This is a genomic window from Delftia sp. WSY_10 (genome assembly GCF_043104705.1).
Lineage (GTDB): Bacteria > Pseudomonadota > Gammaproteobacteria > Burkholderiales > Burkholderiaceae_C > Comamonas > Comamonas tsuruhatensis.
Genome location: NZ_JBICKY010000058.1, coordinates 41,096 through 56,289, shown reverse-complemented (window position 1 = coordinate 56,289; position 15,194 = coordinate 41,096). Strand labels below are relative to the sequence as shown.

15 protein-coding genes are annotated in these 15,194 nt (G+C 65.9%); all 15 read right to left on the bottom strand.

Annotated features, from left to right (window positions below):
* Positions 1 to 2: 2 nt before the first annotated feature.
* Positions 3 to 449 carry a DUF4087 domain-containing protein gene (locus tag ACF8ML_RS28465; protein ID WP_133073822.1) on the bottom strand — a complete coding sequence of 149 codons (447 nt, stop codon included), beginning with the start codon at positions 447 to 449 and terminating at the stop codon, positions 3 to 5.
* Positions 450 to 460: 11 nt separating this feature from the next.
* Complete coding sequence (locus tag ACF8ML_RS28460; RefSeq protein ID WP_046986249.1) at positions 461 to 1,270, bottom strand: type VI secretion system accessory protein TagJ; 810 nt, start codon at positions 1,268 to 1,270, stop codon at positions 461 to 463.
* A gap of 48 nt (positions 1,271 to 1,318) precedes the next feature.
* Entirely contained in the window at positions 1,319 to 1,876 is a 558-nt protein-coding gene (locus tag ACF8ML_RS28455; RefSeq protein ID WP_392408585.1) for a hypothetical protein, read from the bottom strand.
* A 29-nt stretch (positions 1,877 to 1,905) separates the two neighbouring features.
* Complete coding sequence (locus tag ACF8ML_RS28450) at positions 1,906 to 2,277, bottom strand: hypothetical protein (protein WP_013802359.1); 372 nt, start codon at positions 2,275 to 2,277, stop codon at positions 1,906 to 1,908.
* A 76-nt stretch (positions 2,278 to 2,353) separates the two neighbouring features.
* Complete coding sequence (locus ACF8ML_RS28445; RefSeq protein ID WP_392408584.1) at positions 2,354 to 3,262, bottom strand: DUF6402 family protein; 909 nt, start codon at positions 3,260 to 3,262, stop codon at positions 2,354 to 2,356.
* A 73-nt stretch (positions 3,263 to 3,335) separates the two neighbouring features.
* The gene (locus ACF8ML_RS28440; RefSeq protein ID WP_392408583.1) at positions 3,336 to 3,731 is read right to left on the bottom strand and encodes a hypothetical protein; all 396 of its coding nucleotides are present in this window, start codon (positions 3,729 to 3,731) and stop codon (positions 3,336 to 3,338) included.
* 106 nt (positions 3,732 to 3,837) lie between these two features.
* Positions 3,838 to 5,331: a type VI secretion system contractile sheath large subunit gene (tssC, locus tag ACF8ML_RS28435; protein ID WP_012205676.1), complete on the bottom strand. Its 1,494-nt coding sequence runs from the start codon at positions 5,329 to 5,331 to the stop codon at positions 3,838 to 3,840.
* Positions 5,332 to 5,359: 28 nt separating this feature from the next.
* Entirely contained in the window at positions 5,360 to 5,902 is a 543-nt protein-coding gene (gene tssB, locus ACF8ML_RS28430; RefSeq protein ID WP_012205675.1) for a type VI secretion system contractile sheath small subunit, read from the bottom strand.
* Between the two features lie 132 nt (positions 5,903 to 6,034).
* Positions 6,035 to 6,457: a hypothetical protein gene (locus ACF8ML_RS28425; RefSeq protein WP_392408582.1), complete on the bottom strand. Its 423-nt coding sequence runs from the start codon at positions 6,455 to 6,457 to the stop codon at positions 6,035 to 6,037.
* Positions 6,454 to 7,479 carry a type VI secretion system protein TssA gene (tssA, locus tag ACF8ML_RS28420; RefSeq protein WP_392408581.1) on the bottom strand — a complete coding sequence of 342 codons (1,026 nt, stop codon included), beginning with the start codon at positions 7,477 to 7,479 and terminating at the stop codon, positions 6,454 to 6,456. The genes ACF8ML_RS28425 and tssA overlap by 4 nt, the downstream gene beginning before the upstream one ends.
* Before the next feature lie 59 nt (positions 7,480 to 7,538).
* Positions 7,539 to 8,243 (bottom strand): type VI secretion system-associated protein TagF, encoded by a 705-nt coding sequence (gene tagF, locus ACF8ML_RS28415; protein ID WP_016453379.1) that lies wholly within the window; start codon positions 8,241 to 8,243, stop codon positions 7,539 to 7,541.
* Positions 8,225 to 11,881, bottom strand: coding sequence for a type VI secretion system membrane subunit TssM (gene tssM, locus ACF8ML_RS28410; protein WP_017405328.1), 3,657 nt, complete (start codon positions 11,879 to 11,881; stop codon positions 8,225 to 8,227). The genes tagF and tssM overlap by 19 nt, the downstream gene beginning before the upstream one ends.
* A gap of 5 nt (positions 11,882 to 11,886) precedes the next feature.
* Complete coding sequence (locus ACF8ML_RS28405; RefSeq protein WP_392408580.1) at positions 11,887 to 13,218, bottom strand: DotU family type VI secretion system protein; 1,332 nt, start codon at positions 13,216 to 13,218, stop codon at positions 11,887 to 11,889.
* 21 nt (positions 13,219 to 13,239) lie between these two features.
* Positions 13,240 to 14,574, bottom strand: a complete 1,335-nt coding sequence (gene tssK / locus ACF8ML_RS28400) for a type VI secretion system baseplate subunit TssK (protein WP_047328075.1) — start codon at positions 14,572 to 14,574, stop codon at positions 13,240 to 13,242.
* A gap of 17 nt (positions 14,575 to 14,591) precedes the next feature.
* Positions 14,592 to 15,191: a type VI secretion system lipoprotein TssJ gene (gene tssJ, locus ACF8ML_RS28395; RefSeq protein ID WP_016446983.1), complete on the bottom strand. Its 600-nt coding sequence runs from the start codon at positions 15,189 to 15,191 to the stop codon at positions 14,592 to 14,594.
* Between the last annotated feature and the right edge of the window lie 3 nt (positions 15,192 to 15,194).

The following is a 15,194-nucleotide window of genomic DNA, read 5'->3' as shown; positions in this document are numbered from 1 at the left end:
CTTCAGGAACCGGCCGGCCGGGCAGCCGCCAGGGGGGTCACGGGCTCCTTCGCCTTCAACGCCGGGTCTTGGCGGCAGGCGGAAAGAGGGCGCGAACGGGCAGAGAAGATCTGAACGATCTGCTCCTTGTCATCGGTGGACACCTTCATGCAGGCGCAGCCATAGCCGTGGCTGCCATGGCCGGTACGCACCCAGTCACGGTTTGCAAAGCGGGGCCAGTCACCCTGGACCTGATGGCCGCCCTGCACGCCAACGGTCCATTCGGTATCGCGATCGGTCAACGAGGCATTGGCGGGCGTGGGGTTGTCGAACCAGCCGCAGCGCAGGGCATTGGCCGGGCCGTGGCTGGAGGCCGATGCAGGCCACGGGCCCAGACACAGCAAGGCAGCCAGCAGCAAGAACGGGCAGCGCAGGGCTTGCGGGGACGCGGGGGCGACTGTTCCGTGCATGGCTTGCTCCGTCATCGCGTGGCGGTGTCCAGCGCCAGCTGGCGCACCTGCAGCATGGGAAAGTCCTCGGAGTCGGTGACCCAGGTGCGCTGGCCGTGGCCGGCCACGTGGCCCGAGGATTCGTCAGGCTCGGAGGAGCCTGAGTCCAGCGGGCTCCACTGCGTGCGGCGCGACATGCGGACGGCGTCGTCATCGCCGGGCGCCAGCGGATAGCGCGCGGGCATGAAGCCCTGCAGCGCGCCGCCCTCGCGCAGCGTGACCTCGCAGGGCAGCCAGATCAGGTCGCGCAGGTCCTGCACGGGCTCGAAGCCGATCTGTGCAATGGCGTCGAAGGGCAGCCAGTAGTAGCTGCCGTGGGCCAGCAGCTCGCACACGGGTCCCAGGCGGGTATCGCTGTCGGCCAGCCATTCGAAGCGGTGCTCGCCCATGTGGCCGGCCGTGGCGGGCGCCTCGTCCAGGGCGCGGGCGCGCAGGTCCTGGGCGGCCGCTCCTTCATGGGCCAGGGCGTCGATCAGGCAGGCCAGCCATTGCGCGGGCTCGCCCATGAGAAAGGGCTTTTTCTTGCCGGCGAAGACCTCGGCGCGCAGCACCTCGCAGCGGATGGCCTCGCGGTAGGCGCGCGCCATGGGCTCGCACGAAGGGTCGAGCTGCGCGCACAGCTGCAGCTGCTCCAGCGCCTTTTGCCATTCGCCCAGCACGCACAGCAGCTGGAAGTAGTAGACGCGCAGGGGCGCCGAGGCCGGTGCCTGGCGGATCTGGTCCTTCAGGGCCTTGAGTTGCTCGTCCAGGGAAAGCTGTGAGGTGAAGCTGGGCAGGGGCATGGTGAAAACGCAGGAAAAAGAGAGGGGCGGGGTGCGGCTGCGCCCCGGTCAGTCGTCGTAGGAGCGGCAGCCCCAGCGCACGGCGTCGGGCGCCTCGCCGGCCACATGGCCGATGACGATGCGCGGTGGCGTCTCGTCCAGGCCCTTTCTGAGCGGCATGGCGCGTGCGTACTGGGCGGGCAGCTCGCCAAAGCCTTCAAGATCCCAGCTGCTGCGCGCCTGCGGCCGGGCCTTGGTGCGCTGGACCAGGGCCTGCAGGCTGCCCGTGGCGCGCGCCGCGACAATGCTGCCGCTGCCGCCGCGCACGGTGATGGAGGACACCTGCGTGCCATCGATCTCCAGCGGCGTGGCAAACAGGTAGAGCAGGTCCAGGCTTTCGCCCGGCGCGCGGTCCACCACGGTCACGCCCTGCGCGCGCAGGCGCTGGGCCAGCGCTTCGTCGCGGCCATCGGGAAACTCGATGCGGCAATGCAGGGCGTCGGTGAACAGGGTGGTGATGTCCGCTGCCGTTGCTGCCGTCGTTGTCGTGGCGGGGCCGGCCTGCACCGTGGCGCAGGCCGTGCCGGCCAGCAGCAGGGTGAAGAAGGTTTTGGAACAGGCGTTCATGGCGTGGCTCAATGGGCGCATCAGGCGCATCAGGGATGGCGGTAGATCTTGAAAGCGGGCTTGTGGGTGCGGTAGCCGGGGCCTGCCCAGAAGCCGTTCTGCTTGAAGTCCGAGATCCAGACGCTTCCGTCGAACATCTGCATGTGGCCGGCCGGCGATGAGGTGAAGCCCTGCATCACCGCCACATCGCCTTTCTTGTAGCCACCTTCGGGCATGGCGTCGTAGCGTGTGAAGCCGGCGGCCACCAGGCTGGTGCCGTAGTCCTTGGCATCGCGCGTGCGCTGCAGTGCGATGCCGCCAGCGCCGATCGCATCGCGCACATAGCGCGCGCAGTAGCCGGCGGAACTGGCGCGGGCATTGGTCTGCAGGGTGGCGACGGCGTTGTCTACATTCCAGGGCATATGAAAATATCCTTTTGATTTCTCTTGATTCTTGATTTGGAGATATTGCTGAAAAGCCTTGTTGGTGACACGCGTTTCACCATGAAAATTTCAGAGGAACCGGCAGGCGCATGCGGTGCACATCCGAAAGAACCATGAAGTCCCCACCATGGCCGTTCTTATCCCTCCATTCCAGGAAATGCTTGTTCTGTACTATGTATTTGCGCCTTTGCGCCTCGTCTGGAGGTACGTTTGCCGTCTCCTGGCCTATGTTGACGCCAGGACGTGCGCCACCCCAGCAATCCACACCCTGGAAACCCCAGCAGCCCAGAGGCTGCGAAACTAATGAGTCACTGTCATTGAAGTCATAGCAATCACGAAGGTAGAACCCAAGTTCATCAATTTCCACGGACATCTTGCCCGGCTCCTCTGTGGTGACCAAGCCAGATACAGCCAGGTTGAGTTGAGACTCGCCCATGGCACCGTAGAAATCGTCCATGGGATCCAGCATCTTGCCAAATACCAGGAAATTCACCTGGCAGGTGTCTTCGAGGATTTTTGCGGGATTGTTCAGGTTGCCAAAGCGCCAAATATTTTGTCCTGAATGTGCAGTTTCCTGGTTTTTAATTCGACGTTTCAGCTGCTCAATCCCGGCATGGCTGTTCCATTTGTTCTTTAAAGTTTCTTGGGCATTTTTTACTCGCTCGAATCCTAATGCCCATTTCATGGTGACACTGGTTTCATCCAGATGAACTGATGGCAATTGACTCAGGCGATAGGGATCCAGGCTTCTCTTTGCCAATGTCGGCATTTTGTAGGCCGCCCCATTGAACCATCGTTCCATTAGTTTTGCTGCCACAGGCCACCCCATGCGTGTACGCATCACGGCCGGTATATCCCGAATTTTGAATACCGGAGTCTGGTATTTTGGTGCGTTCAATGATTCCAAGTGACTTTGTAAGTCACGCTGAAATGATTCGGTATCTATCGAAAGAATGCTCCCCATGTTATCCCTTTAATTTTTGAGAAATATAAAATATCTCAGGTTAGGTTTGCTATTTTTGCGAAAGATGGCAGTTTCAAGGAATTATTTGTTTTTCGGTCAATGGAGGACAGTCCGTGCATTCAGGTGGAATACCTTCAAAAACCACATCTCTGCCAACCTGAATGGTACTGATGGGAGGATTGAGGTACCAATATAACTGTCCGTTGATCCATAGATCAACCACTTTGCTCTCTTCCATCAATGTCTCAGGATTGATTCGATACAGTCGAACGAATCCAGGTAGTTTCATATCCATGTGGAAAAGTCGTTGCAAAGGAGATGCATCGTAGTACTCCAGTCGATAGACTTGCCGCGGACTAATGGATGTTCCAATCATTTTTGGGGTCAGACCATATGGAACCCACAATGCCAGACTCACGGCAATCACCGCAAAAAATGCCCAGACCAAATATTTCAGCAATCTTTTCATGATTTTCTTAGGGCATGGAATGGCTTCTGGCGTACAACAAAATGCATCTTTCCTGTAATCAGGTACCGCTGCCGCCGACCCGCCGCAGCCGGCCGGCGACATCGTCTTACTTCGCGCCCTGCTTGACCGAAGGCAGCTTGGACACCAGGCGCAGCGACACCGTCAGGCCTTCCAGCTGGTAGTGGGGGCGCAGGAAGAACTTGGAGGTGTAGTAGCCGGGGTTGCCCTCGACTTCCTGCACCTGCACCTCGGCGGCGGCCAGGGGCTTGCGGGCCTTGGTTTCCTGCGAGGAGTTGGCCGGGTCGCCGTCCACGTAGTTCATGATCCAGTCGTTGAGCCAGCGCTCCATGTCGGTGCGCTCGCGGAAGGAGCCGATCTTGTCGCGCACGATGCACTTGAGGTAGTGCGCGAAGCGGCAGCAGGCGAACATGTAGGGCAGGCGCGCCGACAGGTTGGCATTGGCCGTGGCGTCGGAGTCGTAGTACTCGGCGGGCTTGGCCAGCGACTGGGCGCCGATGAAGGCGGCCACGTCCGAGTTCTTGCGGTGCACCAGGGGCATGAAGCCGTTCTTGGCGAGCTCGGCCTCGCGGCGGTCGCTGATGGCGATTTCCGTGGGGCACTTCATGTCCACGCCGCCATCGTCGGTGGGGAAGGTGTGGGCCGGCAGGTTGTCCACTGCGCCGCCCGATTCCACGCCGCGGATGGAGGTGCACCAGCCGTAGTACTTGAACGAGCGGTTGATGTTGACCGCCATGGCGTAGGCCGAGTTGGCCCAGCAGTACTTGCCGTGGTCGCCGCTGTCGGTTTCTTCCTCGAAATCGAATTCATCGACCGGGTTGGTGCGCGCGCCGTAGGGCAGGCGTGCCAGGAAGCGGGGCATGGCCAGGCCGATGTACTTGGCGTCGTCGGACTCGCGCAGGCTGCGCCAGGCGGCGTACTCGGTGTTGGTGAAGATCTTGGTCAGGTCGCGCGGGTTGGCCAGCTCCTGCCAGGATTCCATCTGCATGATGGCGGGCGCCGCGCCCGAGATGAAGGGGCAGTGGGCCGCGGCGGCCACCTTGGCCATTTCACCGAGCAGCTCCACGTCCGGCGGGCTGTGGTCGAAGTGGTAGTCGCCCACCAGGCAGCCGAAGGGCTCGCCGCCGAACTGGCCGTACTCCTCTTCGTACACCTTCTTGAAGACGGGGCTCTGGTCCCAGCCCACGCCCTTGAAGCGGCGCATGTTGCGGTGCAGCTCCTTCTTGGAGATGTTCATGACGCGGATCTTGAGCATCTCGTCCACCTCGGTGTTGGTCACCAGGTGGTGCAGACCGCGCCAGGCGCCTTCGAGCTTCTGGTAGTCGTCGTGGTGGATGATGCGGTTGATCTGCTCGGACAGCTTGCGGTCGATCTCGGCAATGATGGCCTGCACCGTCTGGTAGGCATCGTTGGACAGCGTGATCGCCGAGCCCAGGGCCTGCTGGGCCAGCGTCTGCACGGCCGCTTCCACGGCTTCGCGGGCCTGGTCGGTCTTGGGCTTGAATTCCTTTTGCAGCAGGCTGCCGAATTCGCTGCCGGCCAGCGCCTGGGTCGATTGTTCGAGTTGGGTTGCGGTATTCATGACGTGCTTGCCTTCCTGATGTGCTGCCTCAAGCCTCGGATGCAGGGCCCGAGGCCTGCGGGGCAGTGATGTTGGGCGCGGCGGCCAGCGACTTGAGCAGCGCAGGGTCCTTGAGCACCTTGCCGATCAGCTCCTCGGCGCCCTGCTTGCCGTCCATGTAGGACAGCAGGTTGTGCAGCTGGGTGCGTGCCTCCAGCAGCGAGTTGAGCGCGCCCACGCGCCGCGCGATGGCGGCGGGGGAGAAGTCCTCCATGCTCTCGAAGCTCAGGTCGATGTTGAGCTTGCCCTCGCCCGTCAGCGTGTTGTCCACCTGGAAGGCGACGCGGGGCTTGATGGACTTCATGCGCGCATCGAAGTTGTCGATGTCGATTTCCAGGAACTTGCGGTCGGCGATCTCGGGCAGCGGATCGACGGGCTTGCCCGACAGATCGGCCAGCACGCCCATCACGAAGGGGATCTGCACCTTCTTTTCCGAACCGTAGATCTCGACGTCGTACTCGATCTGCACGCGCGGCGCACGGTTGCGCGCGATGAATTTCTGACCACTCTTGCCGGTTTTGGTGAGCGACATGCGGGTGTTCCTTTCAAGAAAAAAATAGGTCGCAGAAGTAAAAAGCCTGGAGTCCCGCCTTGCGGCGGACCGAAGGGCTGAGGGCGCAAGAGGCCGTTTGGAAACGGTCAAAGCCGTGGAAAGGCGCAGATGTCATGGGGACGCTGGCTCCTTGAAGTCGAAGTCCGGCTCCAGCAGATCAGTGCAGGCTTCGCAATAGAGGTAGGACACAGAGCGTTTGCTCTCTGTGGTTCCCCAGCCGGTGCCGTCATCGATGGCCAGCCGGAATTCGCGGCCACCCTTGAAGCGCACGACGGCACTGGCGCTGCAACTACCGGTTTCATAGGCACGCGCGTAATTGAACTGGCTGCTGGGCCTGGCGTGGCGCAGGAAATAGCGCACACGCTTTTCGTCAATGCGCAGTGAGTCGCAATGGATGCGGGGGTCTTCGCTTTTGGCGGTGCCGCCGCGGATCGTGATGCGCTCGATGGCGTTTGCATGCAGTGCACCGGCATCTGCGAAGGCTGGCGTCGAGAGACCCACGCCCAGGGCCATGAAACAGCATTTGGCCTTCATGTCTGCTGCTCCTGCAGGTGGGCGCCCGTGATCACTTCCACCTGGGCCAGGCTGTCGGGCGACAGTTCGCGCAGGATGTCCATGAAGCCCATGCGCATGAAGCGGGCGGCGCGGCGGATGAGCAGGGGGGCGGGGTTGGAGGGCTCGGTGCGCTCCACGAAGGCGGCGATTTCCAGCAACTGGGCAATCGCCTGTTCGCGGTTGCGTGCCGGGGTGTGGGGGGTGCCGGGCGCGGGCTGGGATGCCAGGCCGTCCCCGGTGCCGGCCTGTGCGGCCGGATCGGTTTCAGCGGCCGTGTCGGCGTCGCCTGTGGACTGGGGCAGCCATTGACCGAGGGCCAGCAGCAGCTGGCGCAGGCCGTCGAGCTCGGGCTGCTGGTGGCTGGGCAGGTGCTGTTCGCAGCAGGCGCGGATCCGGTCGAGTTCCTGCAGCGCGGGGGTGACGGCCAGCAGGGTCTCGTGGCCCTCGGCATGCGTGCGGGCCGAGGCCATGCGCAATTCGTCGGCGGTCAGGTGCGGCAGGTCCTCGGGCACGTTGCCCCTGGCCATCAGTTCGGCGTCGCGCACGCTGATCTGGCCCAGGGCTCCGCGCAGGAAGTCGGCGTTGCGCAGGTCGCGCACAAAGCCCGTCACGTCCGACAGGGTGCCCAGGGCGTTCATGCGCATGAAGTAGTCGTCGCCGTCCTCGGGCAGGGGGTGGACATGCTCCCAGTGGCGCTCCAGCAGGGCGGCGCACAGCTGCAGGCCCTGCAGCGTGCCGGGCAGGCCGTGCAGGATGGTCCAGGCACGGCACAGCAGCACGGCCACGCGCAGGTCCTTGGTGCGCTGCATCAGGGCCGAGGCCTGGCGCTCCACGTCGCGCCAGTCCGGTGGTTCGGCGGGGATGACGGTGTCGCCGAACTGCTGTTCGACCTTGCCCTGCGCAGCGCTTTCCATGGACTGGAAGTCGTTGTCATAGGTGAGGTCCGGGCCGCAGGGGGGCTCGGCGGATGTCTCGGTCAGCAGGTCCTGGATATTGGCCATGGGCGGGATTCGATGTGGCTTGGGGTTTGGTGTGCAGGGGCCGTGCGCTCTGTGCGGGTTCAGGCGCCCTTGAACAGCCGGGTGAACAGGCGGCGGTGCAGCACTTCGTGCTGGACCACTTCGTCAGGGGCGTGGCGCGGCGTGGCCGAGATCCACCAGACGGAGGTGGTGGAACCGGGGCGCATGCAGGCGCGCCAGTCCATGCGGGGCAGGCGCGCGGCGTTGCCCTGCGAGGCGCCCATGTCGAGGTCGGCCAGCAGGCTGTGGATGGAGGTGCTGTCCGGCGCGCTGCGCTCCTGCTGGAACGGCCATTGCAGGGTGGCCAGCCGCTCGTCGAGCTGCTGGGCCGACAGAGGCAGGCGCCGCGCGTCGATGAGCGCATCGCGTGCGCCGCTCAGAAAGCGTTCGATGTCCTGGTCCGACGCCGGTATGCCGGAGCTGCCGTCCACCGTGGCCATGATGGCCAGCGGAAAGAGCCGGCCGATGCGGTCGGAGCTGGGGCCGATCACGCCCACCATGGACTGGCCCAGGATGGAGGCAGGGCACAGGAAGAACCACAGCGGCGAGTGCACGAAGCGCGTGGACCAGCCGTCGGCCGCATCGCTGCGCAACTGGTCCATGCCGTTGCGCAGCCATTCGTCCCAGCGCATGGTCAGTGCGTGGGGCATGCGTCGGCCCACGAAATCGCCCTGGCTGGGCAGCTTGCCCCACCAGGCGGCGCAGGGCCGCTGGACAGTCATGGCGTTCACAGCCGGTCCGGACATTCGAATTCCTCCATGGCCTTGAGCCGGAATGGGTTGAGAACGCTGCTGGTGGTGACTTCCATGCGCAGCTTGCGTCCGTCGATGGTGAAGATGGCCGTGAAACGCTCGGGCGAGTTGCCCGGCAGGATCTGGGCACGGTCGAACAGGCGGTGCAGCGCCCAGGGGCCTTCGGTCACGATGCCGGTGTTCTGGGCGCCGGCGGCCGTGATCTGCAGCCGGGCCTGGCCGGTGCCGCGCGTGCCGGGCCAGGAGACGGCCTTGGGGATTTGCGGGCCGTGCTGGTAGCGCACGATTTCGCCGTCCACGTCCAGCACCATCTGGGAGATGGAGGCGTCCATGTCCAGCGGCTTGATCTCCAGCCGGATGCCGGGCGTGTTGCCGCCTGCGCGGAAGAACACGTCGCGGATGGAGGCCGCGCGCTGGAAGGCGGCCAGCGAGGCAGAGCCCCCCACCGGCGTCCCGTCCACACCCTGCTTGAAGGTCCAGGGCACGGTGGAGATATCCACCATGGTCTGCAGCTGGGTGCGGAAGAACTCGTCCATGGTGCCGCCGGTGGCGAACAGGCGGGCGAAGTCGTCCGTGGTCACGTCGCGCGTGGCGCTGCGCGTGAAGGGGTAGCGGCCCAGGATGGCACGGCGGCAGAAGTCGCCGATGGTGGCGTTGAGGTTGCCGCCCAGCGTGCTGCGCACGCTGCTTCCCACGAAGGACGAGGTGGACGTGGCCAGGGCCTCGTACATGCTGTTGAGCGGAGGCGGCACGCGCTTGGCTTCCGAGCGCACCTTCTCCAACGTGCCGCTCAGCGAGGGAGGCACGCCGCCGCCCTGGATCACCTGCTGGCGCGCTGAGGCGATGACGGCCGCCGCCTCGTTGAGCACCTGCAGGCTGGCGGTGATGGGCGCCGGGCCCGAGCCGTTGCTGGTGGCAAGGCGCCGGTATTCGCGGAAGCGGAAGTCCACGATGTCGGCCTCCAGCGTGCCGGTGGCCAGCATGCCGCCCACGTTCAGCGGCTTGCCGGTCAGGCGGCTGAGCTGGTGCTGTTCCTCGCGGATGCGCTGCAGTTTCTCGCCCAGCCAGCTGCTGGTGCTGCCCGAGCTGCCGCCTTCCTGCTGGTCCGGGCGGCGGGCCAGCGTGGTCTCGCGGGCCACGGCGCGGATGAACTGCTCCAGGCTGGAGTTGGCGGACGAGTACAGGCGGGCCTGCTCGCCGGCCTGCTCCAGCGAGGCCGTGCGTATGGGGCGGATGTCGGCCAGGAAGGTTTCCCACAGGCGCGCGTACTCCATCAGGTACAGGCGCTTGACCTCGTTGGCCAGCTGGCCCGTCAGCACTTCCTGGGCCACGCTGCGCCGGCCTTCGGCCTGGCCCAGCACCCAGGTTTCCTCCTTGGCCAGCAAGGTGGTGACCTTGGGCAGCTCGTGCAGGAAGAGGCCGTGGTAGCCGTCATAGGTGAACAGGCCGCTGATGCCCTGGGTGAGCGGCTTGCCGCTGGCACGCGCAAAGACCTGGGGCGCCTCGGGCCCGCTGGCACGCACCACGCTGAAGTCGGGCGGCAGCTTGTCGCCGGTGTTCAGCAGCTGCTTGAGGCGGCTGTAGGCGCGCTGGGCGGGCGACATCTGGGCCAGGCGCTGGCGCACTTCGGCGACCAGGTTGGCGTCAATGGGTTGGGCAGAAACCACCACGCGGCCGTCGATGAGGCGGTCCAGGTGCTCGGACAGCTGGTCCACCAGGCCGGCCTGCACCAGATGCTGGGGCAGGGTGTTTTCCCAATCGCTGCGCAGCCAGGCCTTGACGAAGGTGGCGTCGAAGTGGTCGGGCTCGTAGAGCATGAGATAGGCCTTGAGCGTTTCGTAGCTGGCCTCGGGGCTGCCGGTGCTGACCTGGCGCAGCGAGCGCGCGACATGGCTGCTCAGGCGCGGCAGCCAGGCGTCTTCCAGCAGGCGCAGGTAGGTGGCGTGGGCGGCCGTCTGCACCTTGGGCACCTGCAGCAGGCCCCAGCGCCAGCCCAGCGGGGCCGATTCCTCGAAGCGGCTGCTCTGCGCCACGCGCGCCGCGTGGTTGAGCATGGGCACCAGGGCGACCACGTTGTCGGGATCGGTGGCCTTGGATTCCTCCACGGCCTGGCGCAGCGTGCCGGCGTTGTCGGCCACTTCGTTCAGGTAGCGCTGGTTGTTCTCGTAGCTCAGCGTCCAGGCCAGGGCCGCGCCGCCCAGGGCCAGCAGCAGGGCGCACAGGCCGGCGGCCTGCATCAGGCGCAGTTGGCGCTCTTTCTTGGCGTTGCGCCCGGTCAGGCCGGACTCGTTGAACATCACGTCCTTGAACAGCGACTCCAGGAAGTAGCTGCGGCCCTGCTGCGGCACGGCATCGGCCGGAAGGCGGCCACGCAGCGCAAAGCGGCGCGACAGGGCCGACATCACGCGGTCGAAGGGCATGCCCTCCTGCGTGCCGCTGGTGAAGTAAACGCCGCGCAGCAGCGGCTTTTCCTTGAAGCGCGAGGCGGAGAACGCCGCATCCAGCGTGTCGCGCACCACGTCCTTGAGGCCGGCAAACTGCTGGGGCAGTGCGTAGAGCAGGCTGCGGCGCGCAAGGTCGGGCTCGGTCATCAGCCGCTGGGGCAGCAGGCGGTTGATCTGGGCGACCAGTGCGTCGAACTCCTCCATGTACAGGGCGCTGGCGGCCTGCGGGTCGCTGGCGGGCGAGCGTTGGGTTTTTTCGTCATAGGGATAGGTGAAGCCCCAGACCTGGGCGCGCTCCTCGCGGCTCATGGCGCCGAAGAACTCGTTGAAGCCCGCCAGCAGGTCGCTCTTGGTGACCAGCACGTAGACGGGGAAGCGGATGGTCAGCTCCTCGCACAGCTCGCTCAGGCGCAGGCCGATCAGCTGGGCCAGCTGGGCACGCTCGGTATCGCTGCTGCTGAGCAGCTCCTGCACGCTGAGCGTGACGATGACGCCGTTGACCGGCTGGCGTCCGCGAAAGCGCCTGAGCAGCTGCATGAAGCCCTTCCAGGCAGCCTTGTCCTGCTCCGCATCGCTTTCCTGGGTGGTGTAGCGGCCGGCCGTGTCCAGCAGCACGGCCTGGTCGGTGAACCACCAGTCGCAGTTGCGCGTGCCGCCCATGCCGGGGATGGCGCGCTTGCCGAACTGGGCCGCCAGCGGGAAGTCCAGCCCCGAGTTGATCAGGGCCGTGGTCTTGCCCGAACCCGGCGAGCCGATGATCAGGTACCAGGGCAGCTGGTAGATGTAGCGCTTGTTCCAGCGCCCGAACAGGCCGCCTTCGGTCTGGCCGAAGCGGGTCTTGCTCAGCGTGTCCAGGGCTTCCTTGAAGCGGGACTCCAGCTCGGCCACTTCCTCGGAGCCGGCAGCGGGCGTGCCGTCCGCCTCGCGCGGCGAGGTCAGGCGGGACAGGCCGGTCATGAGGTGCTCGTTCATGCGCTGTGCGCGCCACCATTTCAGCAGCAGGCGCAGGAACCAGAGGATGAACAGGCCGGCGATCAACCACCAGCGCACGGTGGGGCTGCCCAGTGGCTGGTAGGGCTGGATGAAGACGAGGGGGCCGACGAACCAGATGAGCAGGCTCAGGGCCACCAGGCCCAGAAGCTCCAGCATGTAGCGGTTGAACAGCCATGAGGCGATGCGACGGATCATGGGGGTCAGTTCCTGGTCTCGGGTGCGGCAGGCAGGGCCTGCAGTTGCTGGTCACGCTGCTGGGGCGCGACCAGCAGGACGATTTCCACCCGCCGGTTCAGCGCCCGGCCTTCGGCCGTGTTGTTGGGGGCGACGGGGTCGCTGTCGGCACGGCCCTCGGCATGCAGGCGCTGGCGGTCGCGCAGCGAGCCGCCCAGCATCTGGGACACGGCCTGGGCGCGCTCCTGCGACAGGTTCCAGTTGGAGGGGAAGCGTGCCGTGCGGATGGGCAGGTTGTCGGTGTAGCCATTAACGATGACCTTGCCCGGCACTTCGTCCAGCGCCGCGGCCACGCGGTGGATGACCTGCACGTAGCGGGGCTTGACGACGGTGGCAGCCGGGTCGAACAGGCCGTCGCCGCGCAGGATGACGGTGCTGCGGTCGGCTTCGTCGCGCACGCTGACCAGGCCTTCGCGGATTTCGGGCTCCAGGAACTGGCGCAGCCGCGGCTTGATGGTGGCCACGGTGGCAGCCGCCGAGGTGCGCGGGAACCGGATCTCGTTGATGGTGGCGAACAGATCATCCGAGCTGTTGGACAGCCGGTAGCTGAACCACAGGTAGATGAAGAACGCCAGCAGCAGCGTGATGGCTGCCGCCACCCACAGCGGCACCATGGCCCAGGGCGGCGAGGCCAGGCGCTGCACGCCGCGCCAGTGCACGGACAGCAGGCTGCTGCGGTCGCCGCGCGTCGATTCGATGAGCTGCAGCAGGCGCGCCTTGAGCGTCTCCAGCTGGGCGCGGCCGTTGTCGATCACGCGGTAGCGGCCTTCGAAGCCCAGCATCACGCAGTAGTACAGCAGCTCGATGAGGTCGATGTGCTGGTGCGGCGTCTGCACCAGCCGGGCCAGCAGCTGGAAGAACTTCTCGCCGCCCCAGGTTTCGTTGTGCAGGGCCACGAGCAGGCTGTAGTGAGGCCAGATACCTGCGCTTCCCCAGGGCGTCTGGGCGGCGGTTTCGTCGAGCACGGTGCAGATGCAGTAGCGTGCGCCGATGATGGTTTCCATGGGCACGCCGCTGGCGCCGGCACGCTGCTCGAACTCGCGTATGTGTTCGAGCAGCAGCTGCTGCAGCGCGCGCGGGTCTTCGTTGGTGACCATGGCGCGGATCTGGGGGATGAGGTTCAGCAGCTGGTTGGCGGCGGCCACCAGCGGGTTGCCGCCGCTGACCACGTCGGGCAGGTTGGAGCGCAGCGGCTCCTGGCCGGCAGGCGCGGTTGCGCCGCTGGCTGCGCCTTCGGCTCGGCCCGCGTCGCCGTCTCTCCCCCAGGGCATTTGGTGGCTGATGTTGGAACTGTTCATGTCGGAAGATGCGTCGCGCCGTCAGCGGCGGATGGCCCAGAACTCCAGCTGCAGGTCGGGGAATTCACCGGAGACGTGCATGGCAAGGCCGCCGGAGCTTTGCAGCTGGTTCCACAGGTCGTGCGTGGTGTCCACCTCGAAATAGTTGTAGCCCGCGTGGTAGGGGATCTCGCGCGGGGCGATGGGCAGCGGCCGCAGCGTGACGCCGGGCAGGTGCAGGTTCACCAGGTCGCGTATGCGCTCCACCGGGCCCAGCTTGGTCTGGGTGGGGAAGTGGGTGCGCAGGAATTCCGGCGTGGTCTGGGCATGGGCGGCCAGCACGAAGTCGCAGGTGGTCAGCAGCTCGGTGGACGGGATCAGCGCCACGCGCACGCCGTACTGGCGGTCGTGCAGCGGGATCTGGATGGCGTTTTGCTCCAGCACCGAGGACAGGCTGCGCCGCAGCTCCAGCATCAGTGGCGGAAAGCTGCGCCGCAGGTCGTCGTGGTCGTAGGCGGGCAGCACCTCGGGGCGGCGGCGCTCGTGGTCGAAGGTGGTCAGCTCGGCGGCCAGACGCAGCAGTTCCTCGAACAGGCGCTCGGGATGGATGCTGCCGGTGCGCACCCAGTGCTGGGCGGCGCCCGTCCAGTGGTTGATGAGCTGCAGCAGCAGGAAGTCGCCGACCTCGCCGATGCCGCCGCGCTCGGGCTGGATCATGCGCTGGGCCAGAACCTCGCCGCGCTGGCGCAGCAGGCCGTGGATTTCCTTGCAGAAGGTGTTGAGCACCGAGCTGGGCCCGTTGTTGACCACGGTGGGAATGAAGCCGGGCTCCAGCAGCACGCCTCCGCTGGCCTGGCGCTCGACCACATGGGCCACGGGCAGGCTGACCCAGCCTTCGGTCAGCTCGTGGGCGGGGCGCAGGCTCAGGCGCAGCCGGCCCAGCTGCACCTCGGCGGGCTGGGCGCCGACGTCGTTGCTGTCCGCCACTTCGGTCACGTCACTGAGATAGCGCGCGGGGCTTTGCGTGCCTTCGCCAAAGGTGACCTCGCTGCCCGACAGGCGGCGCAGCGGCAGGGCCAGGTGCACCACCACGTCCTTGAGGTCCTTGCCGATGTCCAGCGGGGTGGGCGCCTCGTCGTCGCCCGGCAGCTGGAACGGCGTGCCGTCGGGCAGCACGCCGTGTGCCGAGCGTATGCCCAGCTTGCCCAGGCGCAGCAGATCGGTGTCCAGCTCCAGTTCCGAGAAGCCCCAGAAAAAGGGCTGTCCCGGCAGGCTGCGCGACTGCAGTTGCCGGAACAGGAAGCGCTCCTGCTGCTGGAAGTGCTGGGGCCGAAGGAACATGCCTTCGGCCCAGATGACTTTGCGTTGCCAGACCATGGTGGATAGATGTGCGTTTATTGGGATGCGGGTTGGATGCGCACGGTGACCTCCTCGCGGGTCAGGTGCACCTGGTAGCGCACGGGCTGCAGCTTTTCGGTGGAGCCCATGCCCCACCAGCGCCTGCGCAGCTCCACGGAGTTGGGCGCGGCGGCCGAGGCGCGCCAGGTGCTGCGCTCCAGATCGCGGTAGGCGGCGAACAGGCCGAAGGCGCGCACATCGGGGTTGCCCTTGCGCTCAATCACCTGGCGCTGGCCGGGCGCGATCAGGAATTCCTCGCGCCGCACGAAGTCGCTGCCCAGCTGGCCGTCGTCCTTGTCCTGCAGGTCGAAGAAGCCGGCGCGGTCGAAGGCGGCGGAGGCGCGCAGCTCGTAGATGCGCAGCAGCACGGGCTTGGGGATGCCTTCGCGGTCGGGGTTGATGTCCATGTCGGCCACCACCTCGAACACGGCGGCGGGCACGGCCGTGGGCGCCACTTCAGGCGCGCGGCTCAGGGGATTGAGGGAGCCGCAGCCGGCCAGGCCGGTCGCCATTGCCGTGCCCAGGCCCAAGGCGCCCAGCGTTTGCAGCGCCTGACGGCGCGCTTGCGGTACATGCGGTGCATGCGATTTCCACATGGC